This window comes from Clostridioides sp. LIBA-7678 (assembly GCF_056716065.1).
Window position 1 is genome coordinate 3,899,384 of record NZ_CP196987.1, and the last position, 12,778, is coordinate 3,912,161.

General features: G+C 30.1%; 9 protein-coding genes. 1 reads left to right on the plus strand and 8 read right to left on the minus strand.

Annotation, left to right across the window (positions count from 1 at the left end; translation table 11 throughout):
* Positions 1–461 precede the first annotated feature (461 nt).
* Entirely contained in the window at positions 462–1,418 is a 957-nt protein-coding gene (locus tag ACTG46_RS18000; protein ID WP_479923347.1) for a GGDEF domain-containing protein, read from the plus strand.
* A 191-nt stretch (positions 1,419–1,609) separates the two neighbouring features.
* Here the strand turns inward: ACTG46_RS18000 and ACTG46_RS18005 are convergent, their stop codons facing one another.
* The 8 genes from ACTG46_RS18005 to ACTG46_RS18040 all read right to left on the minus strand — a co-directional run bounded on the left by ACTG46_RS18005 (position 1,610) and on the right by ACTG46_RS18040 (position 12,771).
* The gene (locus tag ACTG46_RS18005) at positions 1,610–1,756 is read right to left on the minus strand and encodes a glycine zipper domain-containing protein (RefSeq protein ID WP_167640151.1); all 147 of its coding nucleotides are present in this window, start codon (positions 1,754–1,756) and stop codon (positions 1,610–1,612) included.
* A gap of 211 nt (positions 1,757–1,967) precedes the next feature.
* Positions 1,968–3,326, minus strand: coding sequence for a 23S rRNA (uracil(1939)-C(5))-methyltransferase RlmD (rlmD, locus tag ACTG46_RS18010; protein WP_479923348.1), 1,359 nt, complete (start codon positions 3,324–3,326; stop codon positions 1,968–1,970).
* A 174-nt stretch (positions 3,327–3,500) separates the two neighbouring features.
* Positions 3,501–5,261 carry a pyruvate kinase gene (gene pyk / locus ACTG46_RS18015; RefSeq protein WP_407814428.1) on the minus strand — a complete coding sequence of 587 codons (1,761 nt, stop codon included), beginning with the start codon at positions 5,259–5,261 and terminating at the stop codon, positions 3,501–3,503.
* A gap of 51 nt (positions 5,262–5,312) precedes the next feature.
* Complete coding sequence (gene pfkA / locus ACTG46_RS18020; protein WP_054271841.1) at positions 5,313–6,272, minus strand: 6-phosphofructokinase; 960 nt, start codon at positions 6,270–6,272, stop codon at positions 5,313–5,315.
* Positions 6,273–6,480: 208 nt separating this feature from the next.
* Positions 6,481–10,050 (minus strand): DNA polymerase III subunit alpha, encoded by a 3,570-nt coding sequence (locus ACTG46_RS18025; protein ID WP_054271842.1) that lies wholly within the window; start codon positions 10,048–10,050, stop codon positions 6,481–6,483.
* Between the two features lie 153 nt (positions 10,051–10,203).
* Positions 10,204–11,154, minus strand: coding sequence for a DNA-binding protein WhiA (gene whiA / locus ACTG46_RS18030; protein WP_054271843.1), 951 nt, complete (start codon positions 11,152–11,154; stop codon positions 10,204–10,206).
* Between the two features lie 16 nt (positions 11,155–11,170).
* The gene (locus ACTG46_RS18035) at positions 11,171–11,596 is read right to left on the minus strand and encodes an NUDIX hydrolase (protein WP_003416968.1); all 426 of its coding nucleotides are present in this window, start codon (positions 11,594–11,596) and stop codon (positions 11,171–11,173) included.
* A gap of 68 nt (positions 11,597–11,664) precedes the next feature.
* A complete protein-coding gene (locus ACTG46_RS18040; RefSeq protein WP_479923349.1) occupies positions 11,665–12,771 on the minus strand; it encodes a gluconeogenesis factor YvcK family protein in 1,107 nt (368 codons plus the stop codon).
* Positions 12,772–12,778: the final 7 nt, after the last annotated feature.

The following is a 12,778-nucleotide window of genomic DNA, read 5'->3' on the forward strand; positions in this document are numbered from 1 at the left end:
CATATGTCAGTTATCTATAAAGGCAGAATAAGACACACAAATTAAATGTATCAAAAATACACTTAAAAATTCTGCTTATACAGAATATATGCGTCTCCAACTATTTAATTGTTGGTTACCATTATATAACTCCGACATCAAGGCACTCCTTTCATAGTATCATTATTGACATCATATCATAAAGATTATTTATGTTCAAGTATAGATTAAAACACTAATGCATTTAGATTTATTTTATTTCTTCATAGTTAAATTCAAATCTAATTTACCATTTTTCTTCATAGTTTTAAAATGTAATGATTCTATTAAATTGATTACTTTACTATAATAATTTTATTATAAAAAACATACTTCTCTTTACACATGATGCAATTTATTTAGTTCTATATTATAATATTATAATAATAGTTTAATTTATAATACACTAAAACTATAAACTGCAAATCTTAAGGGGGTAATCCATGGAAGATAATACAATACAAAAAACATTAAATGATTTATCAAAAAAGATTTGGCATATTTATGTTTTAAATCCAGAAGAAGAAGGTATTAAATTTATTATTTCCTTATTGGATGATAACCTTACATTAATTGGAACAGGAAAACATGAATTTTATGAATCATTAGAAGAATTTATTATGAATCTTAAAAAAGACCAAAAAGAATCAGAACAGATAGACTTTAAAATTATAGATGAATGGTATTCATGTGTTAAAGTCACAGATGAAACTTTTATCGTATATGGAACTCTTTGGGTTATAGAAAAAGATTATTTAGAAAAAGATGTTTATATAGAAATGGATACTCGCTTTACAATAGTATATAAAGTTACAGGTGATATAATTAGACTTATACATGTACACCATTCTATTCCAAATTTTGACCAAATGAAAGATGAATATTATCCTAAAACTATAGCTGAAAAAGCACAAGAAGCATTAGCGATGGCACATGAGTTTAAGCAAAAATCAGAAAAAGACCTCATGACTGGACTATATAATCGACATTTTTTTGAAGTACATATAAAAGAGATGCTTGAAACTGTTTCACATGGCTACTTTTACATTTTTGATTTGGATAATTTCAAACAGGTAAACGATATATTTGGTCATATTCGAGGAGATGAGATACTAATACATTTTTCAGAAATTTTGACTAAAGTATTTATCAATGATGCTATTATCGGAAGACTTGGCGGAGATGAATTTGCTGTTTTTGAATATGGCAATCAATCAAAAGAGGATGTTGAAAATAAAGCAAAAAAGGTTTTAGAATTGTGTTCTAGTAGCAACGCTTGCTCTATAGGTATATCTATATTAGAAAATAATTTAGATACATTTCAGTCTTTATATAAACAGTCAGATTATGCTTTATATTATTCAAAAAGAAATAATAAAGGAAGTTTTAGTTGGTTTTAGCACAAATACGCTTCTAACCCATCTGGAAATTTTTACTTAATAGACAATAAATTTGCCACCAATACATCGTTAAAGTATCGAACTGGTGGCAAATCTAACATATTAATAGTATAATACTAAGAAAATAAATGAACATAATAAAAACAACTGCACTCATATTCTAATTATCTTACTTATTTTTAAAATATTTTTTATTTAGTTTTGTTTTTATTACTATCTAATACTACTCCTATAACTAACCCAAAAGATAGACCAATAGCTAAATTTTTAAATATTAAACCCAAAATAACACCAAAGCATAATCCCAATCCCAAATAACTTACGTTCTCATCTTTCATGTCTCTTACTCTCTCCTATCCATATTTATCTATATTATATTAAAATAATCTATATTGCATTTTAAAAGTGCATATCTTACATTCTTAAATTTTATAAGATTACGAGCTTTGTTCCTTAATTTATCATTTTAAAATTTTAATTTATAAACTAAATTTGCCACCGAAATTAAATTACAGTGGCAAACACAATATATCATCTATATAAATATTACTATTTCTTGACTATCTTAGCTACAGTTTCCACATGCGTAGAATGAGGGAACATATCTACAGGCTGAACCTCAACACATTTAAATCCATGCATATTTAGATAATCTAAATCTCTCGCTAAAGTAGAAGGATTACAAGAAACATAAACAATTCTCTCAGGATTCATTGAAACAATAGTTTCTAGGACTTTTTCGTCACATCCCTTTCTAGGTGGGTCTACAACTACGACATTGGCAGTTTTACCCTCACTATACATCTTAGGTACAACCTCTTCTGCCTTACCAACATAGAAGTCTGCATTATGTATGTTATTTAATCTAGCATTTATCTTAGCATCCTTTATAGCATCTTCTATAATTTCTATACCATAAACTTTTTTAGCCTTTTGTGCCAAAAATAAAGATATTGCACCTATGCCACAGTAGATATCAAAAACAGTATCAGTATCCTTTAGATTTGCATACTCAAGAGCTTTATCATATAATACTTTAGTTTGGACAGGATTTACTTGGAAAAATGATAATGGTGAAATCTCAAACATTAAGTCGCCTATATAATCATTTATTTTTCCATCACCATAAATAACTATATTTTCTCTTCCCAAAATAGCATTTGTATCTTTCTGATTTACATTTACAACCAAAGTTTTAAAACCAGGTATATTTTCCTTAAGTACAGAAGCTAATTCTTTAAGATATGGAAGTTTATTTCCATTAGCCACTAATACAACCATCACTTCTTTAGTTGTAAAACCTATTTTTGTTACCAAATGTCTAATTAATCCTGTATGAGTCTTTTCATCATATATACTCACTTTATAAGCTCTTATATATGTTTTTATTATCTTAACAATTTTGTCATTTATCTCATGTTGTATTACGCATTTTTCTGTCGATATTACATCATGAGTCTTCTTTTTATAAAAACCAATAATTGGGACACCATCATTCTTTTGTATTGGAAATTGTGCTTTATTTCTATATCTATATGGATTCTCCATTCCTATAGTGTCATGAACTTCTACATCTTCTAACTTACCTATTCTAGTAAGTACTTGCTTAACTTCATTCGTTTTCATTTCAAGCTGCTTATTATAATCTAAATCCTGTATCTGACATCCTCCACAATCCCTAAGATTATCATTACACACTCTTTTTACTCTAAATGGAGACTTTTCTATTATCTCAACAATATCTCCTACAGCATAATTTTTCTTTACTTTATTAATCCTAACTTTGACCTTATCTTGTATTAATCCGCCCTCTACAAAAACTGTAATACCATTGTACTTTCCTACTCCTACTCCGCCTTGTCCAATGTCTACTATATCTACAATATACACCTCGTTTTTCGAAAGCATAAATCACCCTCCAATCAATCTATTATATTTAAACATTTACAAACTTTTTTCTTTAAATTTATATTAAAATATTGCTATTAACTAAACTATATTTTTTACTAAGCTACAATATTTTATTTTACCAAAAAAAAAGGAGCTTATAAAGCCCCTTGATAAATAAATTTATTATTTTTCCTATAAAACTCTAGTTGAACCTCTATATACCACACCTCTTGATGCATCCACAGTTACAACATCTCCATCTTTTACTAGATTTGTTATATCTGTAGCAGACACGATAACTGGTATATCTAAGTTTATACCTACAATAGCTGTATGTGATGTCATTCCACCATTTTCCGTTACTACAGCTCCTGCTTTCTCTATATAATTGTTCATTTCAGCATCAGTAGTAGTAGAAACAAGTATGTCTCCTTCATTGAAATCTATACAAGTCTCACCATTCTTTACTATACGAACTTTACCTTCAACTGTTTGATTACCTACACCTATACCTTGAACAATTTCTTCACTTATTACATGTACCTTTATTAAGTTAGTAGTTCCACTTACTCCTACTGGTACTCCAGCAGTTATAACTACTAATTCTCCATTATCTATATAATCTGCTTGTCTAGCTGCTTCTATTGCTTTTTCTATAACTTCATCTGTATTTCCTGCAACAGAAGATTTAACTGGATAAACTCCCCATGTAAGAGCTAATTTATTCATAGTCTTTTCATTATTTGTAGTGGCTATTATTGGAGATTTTGGTCTAAACTTAGATACCATTCTAGCAGTGTATCCTGAAGAAGTAGATGTTATTATAGCTGATGCATTTAAATCTACTGCTGTTGTACAAGTTGCATGACTTATTGCATCTGTTACAGTAACATTGTTAGTACCATTTTCCTTTAGTAATCTATCATAATCTAAAGTTTCTTCTGTTCTTTTTGCTATTGTAGCCATCATTTTTACTGCTTCTACAGGATATTTTCCAGCAGCAGTTTCTCCAGATAACATTATCGCATCTGTTCCATCATATATAGCATTAGCAACATCTGTAACTTCTGCTCTTGTTGGTCTTGGATTTCTTATCATAGAATCAAGCATTTGAGTTGCAGTTACAACTGGTTTTGCTAATTCATTACATTTTTTTATCATCATTTTTTGAACTATTGGCATCTCTTCAGTAGGTATTTCAACACCTAAGTCACCTCTAGCTACCATTATACCATCAGAAACCTTTAATATTTCGTCTAGGTTCTCTACACCTTCTTGGTTTTCTATCTTAGATATTATTTGTATATCAGTTGCATTATTGTTCTCTAGTATTTCTCTTATCGCTAGTACATCAGATGCCTTTCTTACAAAAGAAGCTGCTATATAATCTATACCTTGACCTATCCCAAACTCTATATCGCTTATATCTTTAGGAGTTATTGCTGGTAAATTTATCTTAACACCAGGTACATTTACTCCTTTATGATTTTTAACTATTCCCGAGTTTTCAACAATACAAACTATATCTTCCCCATTTATTTCTTTTACTCTTAAACCAACTAGCCCATCATCTATTAATATAGAATCTCCTGCTTTAACATCTTCAGCAAGTCCTTTATAGCTTACTGTACACATTTCTTTAGTTCCCATAACGTCTTTCATAGTTATAGTAAACTTTTGTCCTTCTTCTAAAAGTACCTCTGGGTCTTCAAAATTACCTGTTCTAATTTCTGGACCTTTAGTGTCTAATAATATAGCAACTGGCTTATTTAATTTTTCTCTAACTTTTTTCGCCATATCTATTCTTTCCTTATGCTCTTCATGTGAACCATGAGAAAAGTTAAATCTACACACATTTAGACCATTTTGCATAAGTTGAGTTAAAACTTCTTCACTTTGTGATGCTGGACCTAGTGTACAAACAATTTTTGTCTTCTTTACATTATTTAACATATTTGCTCCTCCTGAGATATTATTCCACAGATTTATTTTTAATACTAAAACTTATATAGATAATATTTTTGCCATCTCATAAGCTTCTTTATCAAATACTTTCTTTTGAGCTAAAGCTTCACTTATTTCTAAATCAATTATCTTATTTTCTTTTATTCCTACAACTCTAGCTGATTTTCCATCTAGTAATAATTCTACTGCTCTTACACCAAGTCTACTTGCTAGTATTCTATCAAATACAGTTGGGCTTCCTCCTCTTTGGACATGACCCAATACAGTTACTCTTAAATCTGCTCCTGACTCTTTTTTAAGTTCTTTTTCTAAATCGCTAGCACTTCCGACTCCTTCTGCTAGAACGATTATACTATGTCTCTTACCTCTTTTTTGAGTAGTCTTTAGTCTTAAAGCGACTTCATCCACTTTAATTTCTACTTCTGGTACTATTATAGTTTCAGCTCCCCCTGCAAGACCTGCATATAGAGCTAAGTCTCCACAGTGTCTTCCCATTACTTCAACTATATTAACTCTTTCATGAGAAGATGATGTATCTCTTATCTTACCTATAGCATCTATAATAGTATTCATTGCAGTATCAAATCCTATAGTATAATCTGTATATGCTAAATCATTGTCTATAGTTCCTGGTATACCTATAGCTGGAAATCCTAAGTCACTAAGTTTTTGAGCTCCTGTAAATGAGCCATCTCCACCAATTACAACTAAACAATCAATTTTATACTTTTTAAGAATTTTTACTGCTTTTAGTCTACCTTCTTCTGTTTTAAATTCTTCACATCTAGAAGATTTTAATATAGTTCCTCCTCTGTGTATGATATCTCCAACAGAAGATAAGTTCATTTCAGTTAAATCTTCCTCTAGTAATCCCTTATATCCTCTATTGATTCCATATACTTTGCATCCATAATATATTGCTGACCTTACAACCGCTCTAATCGCAGCATTCATTCCTGGAGCATCTCCTCCACTTGTTAGTAATCCTATAGTTTTCATTTTTTACCTCCTTGGATTTTATGTCAATTTTTTATTATAATCATTGTTATTGTATGTTAATGGACTTTTTTTGTCCCTATATCATTTTTCAATCCCATCAAGACTAAAAAAATTAAATGTCCTTAAATGTCCATTTTGTGATATTATATCACAAAACGGACAATATTTTTCATATTATTATAATATATTTAGATTTTTATCCAAAAAACTAAGCTTTTATTTTTATGTTATCTTTAGGAAGTAACTTTTCTAAGTTATTTATAAATTCATCGCATATACAGGTCAATACTCCTGTCATTTTATACGCTTTACGCTTACCATTTATATTTTCATCCATAGGATATAGGTATATACTATCATTGCCTGGATGTTGTTTAGCTATTTCTACAATATTATTGGTTGTATCTGTGTCAGACATACTATCTATTTTCAAATACAATTTTTTACCACTTTCTGGTTTAATATTTTGTATACTTTTAGTTCTTCCTGAATTGTAGTTTCTAGTTGCAAAATCAGTGCTATCGTCTATATCTTTTATTTCTCTAGCTATAAGTTTTGCATTTTCGCCTTCTTTTATACTTAATGTTCCTTTTACATAGATTATATTATCTTCATTTAAAATGACATTGTATTTTTGTAATAATTGAGGAAAAACTACTATTTCTATAGCACCATACAAATCTTCTAATTCAATAAATGCCATAATTTCATTTCTCTTTGTAGTTTTTATAGTTTTATTCACAATCATTCCGCCCATTATGGCATCTGTTTCATTCATTTGTATATATGCTTCTTCGTCCTCTTTTAATGAATTTAATTTTCCATTATCTATAGATGTCTTTTCTTGCAACTCTTTTTCAAATTGTGATAAAGGATGTCCACTTACATACATTCCCAGCACTTCCTTTTCAAGGTTAAGTTTCTCTCTTTCCTCATACTCTTGCCTTTTAGGTAAACTATATATTTGTTGAAAATCATTATCTTCTTCACTATCTCCAAAAGCATCAAATAGAGAAATTTGACCTTGAACATTTTTCTTTCTATCCATAGATACACTTTCTAATAAGCTTTCATAACCAACCATTAAGCTAGCTCTATTTTCACTTATATTATCAAAAGCTCCACATTTTATTAGACTTTCTATTACTCTTTTATTTGTATCTTTTTGGTCTAATCTTTTAACTAAATCTACTAAATCTACAAATAATCCATTAGATTCTCTTTCATCAATTATGTTGTTTATTATGTTTACACCAACATTCTTTACAGCAGCTAGGCCAAACCTTATATTATTCCCTTCAACTGAAAACTTTGAAAAACTTTTATTTATATCCGGAGGTAATACATCTATTTCTAATGCTTTACATTCTCTTATATACTCAACTACCTTGTCAGTATTTCCCATAACACTTGTTATTAATGCTGCCATAAATTCAACTGGATAATATGTTTTTAGATAAGCTGTCTCATATGCTAAAACTCCATATGCTGCTGCATGTGATTTATTAAATGCATAACGAGCAAAGTCTATCATATCATCAAATATTTTATTAGCTATTTCTTCTTCTACACCATTTCTTATGCAGCCTGCAATTTCTATGTTACCATCCTCATCAAACTTACCATGAATAAAGTACTGTCTTTCTTCTTCCATTACATCCATCTTTTTCTTACTCATGGCTCTTCTAACTAAGTCACTTCGACCATAACTATAACCACCCAAATCTCTAACAACCTGCATAACTTGCTCTTGATACACCAAACAACCATAGGTTACTTCCATTATAGGCTTTAGTTTTTCATGTAGATATGTTACATCTTTTGGATTACTTTTATTTTTTATATATGCAGGTATAGAGTCCATTGGACCTGGTCTAAATAGAGATATTCCCGCTACAATATCTTCAAAGTTGTCTGGTCTTAGTTGCTTAATAAAGCTTCTCATACCAGCACTCTCCAACTGGAATACTCCTAATGTATTTCCAGATGAAAGCATTTCATATACCTTTGGGTCATCATAATCCATCTTTGAAAAGTCTATTTTTTCTGTGTAATTTTTTATAACTCTATTTTTTTCTATTAGGTCAAGAGTATCTCTTATAACTGTTAGCGTTCTTAATCCAAGAAAGTCCATCTTTAAAAGACCAAGTTCTTCAAGTGTCGTCATAGTAAATTGTGTTGTTATTGCATCTTGATGTTTATATAAAGGCACATACTCATCCACAGGATTTTTTGATATAACTACTCCTGCTGCATGAGTAGAAGCATGTCTTAGCATTCCTTCTATCTGTTTAGATATATTTATTATCTCTTTTGTTTCAGGGTCTTGGTCATACAATTCTTTAAGATTAGGATTTGTATCTAGAGCTTTATCTATTGTCATTCCTAAAGCAAAAGGAATTTCTTTAGCTATCTTGTCAACTTTATTGTAGCCTATATCTAACACTCTTCCAACATCTCTTATTGCAGCTTTTGCACCCATTGTCCCAAAAGTTATTATTTGTGCGACATGGTCATCACCATATTTTCTCTTTACATAATCTATAACTTCTTCTCTTCTCTCATAACAAAAGTCTATATCTATATCTGGCATAGATATACGTTCTGGATTTAAAAAACGTTCAAACAAGAGAGAATATTTTATTGGGTCTATATCAGTTATCTTAAGTGTATAAGCCACTATTGAGCCTGCTGCACTACCTCTACCTGGACCTACTATAATATTATTTTCTTTAGAGAAATTTATGAAATCCCATACAATTAAGAAGTACTCCACATAACCCATTTTTTCAATTACATCTAATTCATAATTTAACCTCTCTAATACCTCATCACTAGGACTATCATATCTCTCTTTTAGTCCATTAAAACATAGCTCCCTTAAGTAAGTTTCTGGTGTATATCCTTTTGGAACATCATACTTAGGAAGATGTATAGTATTAAAATCAAACTCTACATTACACATGTCAGCTATTTTCGTAGTGTTGTCAATAGCTTCTAATGCATATGGAAATAGTTCTTCCATTTCTTCTCTTGATTTCAAATAAAACTCATCACTACCAAATCTCATTCTATTTGGGTCATTTAATGTTTTTCCCATTTGAATACACATAAGTACATCGTGTATCTTTGAATCTTCCTTATTTACATAGTGAACATCATTAGTTGCAACCAGTGGAATACCAGTCTCTTTTGATAACTTCACTAGTCCAGAATTTACTTCTTTTTGCTCAGGCAAATTATGGTCTTGAATCTCCAAAAAGAAATTTTCTTCTCCAAATATATCTCTGTAATCAATAGCAAATTGTTTTGCCTTATCATAATTTCTATTCATTAAAGCACGTGCTACATCTCCTGCAAGACATGCAGAAAGTGCTATAATCCCTTTATTGTGTCTTTTAAGTTCTTCCATGTCAACTCTAGGCTTATAATAAAAGCCTTCTACATATGAAGTTGAAACTATTTTTATTAAATTTTTATAACCTTCTATATTTTTAGCTAATAGGACTAAATGTCCTTGATATTTATCATAGTTTGGGTCTTTATCTCTAAGCCCACGTGCAGCTGTGTAAACTTCACACCCTATAATTGGCTTTATTCCTTCTTCCATAGCTGTTTTGTAGAAATCTATAACACCAAACATACAACCATGGTCAGTGATAGCTATTGAGCTCATATTTAACTCCTTAGCTCTTTTTATAAGTTTTTTCACCCTCGAAAATCCATCAAGTAAACTATACTCAGTATGTACATGAAGATGAGCAAAATCTTTGTTCATTAAATCACCTCCTGTTTTATAAATTTAATTTTACCACAAATATATGTCTTAAAACAAAAACAGAGACTTTTATCTCAAAATAGGGATTAACTTCAACATATCCCATTATATGTTAAAAATTAATACTTATTCTGAGATTGTCCCCTCATTTTATTACAACGATTTTTTTCTCAAATCTGTCGCGATTTCTTCTATTTTTCTAAGTCTATGATTTACACCAGATTTTCCTATTGGTGGCTCTAACATCTCTCCAAGTTCTTTGAGAGTCATGTCCTCATACTCAATTCTAATCTTAGCTATTTCTTGTAGATTTTCTGGTAAACTGCTAATTCCTATAGTTTCTTGTATGAACTTAATATTTTCCACTTGTCTTACTGCTGCATTTACTGTTTTAGAAAGGTTAGCTGTCTCACAATTTACTATCCTGTTTACATTATTTCTCATTTCTTTTACTATTTTAGTATTTTGGAGACTTAAAAGAGCGTGGTGTCCTCCTATAATACTCAGCAAATCAGATATTTGCTCACTTTCTTTAATATAAACAACATGATTATTTTTTCTAGCCACAATTTTACTATTAAAACCTAAAGAGTTTATAAGTTCTTTTAAAGAATCTGCAAACTCCTCATTGTTAGTCACAAATTCCATATGATAGTTCTTTTCTGGGTCACTTATAGAACCTCCGCCAAGAAAAGCACCTCTTATGAAAGCTCTTTTACACCCTTCGTGTTTAATTAAGTTATCTGGGATTTTGTTTATAGTAAAAAATCCTTCTTTATCTTCAAGTATACCTAATTTTTTTAATAATATTTCTGAACCCATTTCACTCGTTACCATTAATACATAACTGTTATTTCTCTTCAACATTTGATTCTTATTTACAGAGATTGTAGTATTAATATTAAAATTCTTTTTTAATAACTTAAATACTTTTCGGGCTATCGAATTTAATTCAGTTGTTATCTTTAGATTTAGCTTTTTATATCCAACGATTTGTATACTTCCCCCTGATTTGACTAAAGCTGATAATTCAGCTATATTACAACATTCATTCTCAGATACAATTCTCGCTAGTTCATTTTTGGTTTCAGTTGAAAAAGACATCTCTATCACCTATTAACTAATTTTTCTTTAACCTTTTTTTTATTTCTTGTAAAGCAACCTTTATTATCTCCTTTTCATCATCGTACCTAGCTAGGTCTACTACTCTATCTAGATGGATAAATTTGGCATCAATAAAGCCTTCCTCTTTTTGTGGAATAGTATCCATATTCTTTGCTTGCATCAAATACCAAAAAACTGTTTTATGAACTGCTCTGTTTTCATCCCAGTTTTCTTTGAATGTATAATGTATTTCACCTAAATATTTCAATATATCTGCCTTTACTCCAGTTTCTTCACTTACTTCACGTAATGCTGCCTCTTGGTTATTTTCCCCTTCTTCTACTTTTCCTTTGGGTAGCACCCAATCTCCATTGAACTTCCTTAGTAAAAGAATCGTATTGCCAAACAGGACTACACCACCAGCACTAACCTCTTCTCTCATCGATGTTCACTCCTTAAAACTAACATAATGATAAGGATTTCTACACAATTTTTTAAAATCCTTTTTTACTAACTTTTGTTGTAATTATGATTTAGGGCTAACTCAATAACTATGTTAGATATATACTTTGCATCATGTCTTATATAATTATTTTTTATTTCAATTAAATTCTTTTCTACAGTTCTTATACCCATATCTTTTAATTTATCTTTTTGCTTTTTATCTAGCAAAACTTGTTCTGCTCCATCTTGTCTATATAAGTTGAGCATTTCCTCAGGTAATATCTCATTATTTGCTATTACATAATCTATCAAATTTTCATCAGTATGCTTTACTATAGCCTCAACATGTTCTAATACATTATAACCTTCTGTCTCGCCTGGTTGAGTCATTATATTTGATATATATACTTTTGGAGCTAAAGACGATTTAATGGCATCTACAATCCCATCTACAAGCAAATTTGGTATTATACTTGTATATAGGCTTCCAGGACCCATGATTATAATATCAGCATCATAAATAGAAGCAATAACATCCTTTAATGGTTTTACATCTTTTGGATTTAAGCAAATTTTGTCAATAGAGCTTTTCTGACTTTTTGATTCTTTAGGTATGCTAGATTCTCCATTTATTATGTTGCCATTCTCCAATTTCGCGACCAAGTTTACATCTTCTAAAGTTACTGGCAAAACTCTTCCTGTTATAGCAAAAATCTCACTTAATTTATATACAGCTTTTTCAAAGTTTCCATATAATCCATTCATAGCAGCTAAAAATAGATTTCCAAAACTCTGACCTTTCAAAAGTCCTTCTGTAAACCTATATTGCATGACTTCATTCATTGTTGGTTCTATATTTGCAAGTGCTAATAGACAGTTTCTTATATCTCCTGGTGGTAGCATCCCTAAGTCTTCTCTCAGTACACCTGAACCTCCACCATCATCAGCAACAGTAACAATCGCAGTTATATTCTGTGTAGTATGTTTAAGACCTCTTAAAAATACTGACTGACCAGTACCTCCACCTATCACAACCACATTTGGGTCTCTATTTTCAACAATAGACCTTTGAAATAATTTTACTTTTTCATTCTTTGCTTTCTTATATATAAATAACGATACAATTAATGCAATCCAACCTAAAATTCCTACAATAATAAGTAATTTAGCCATGTTTGCC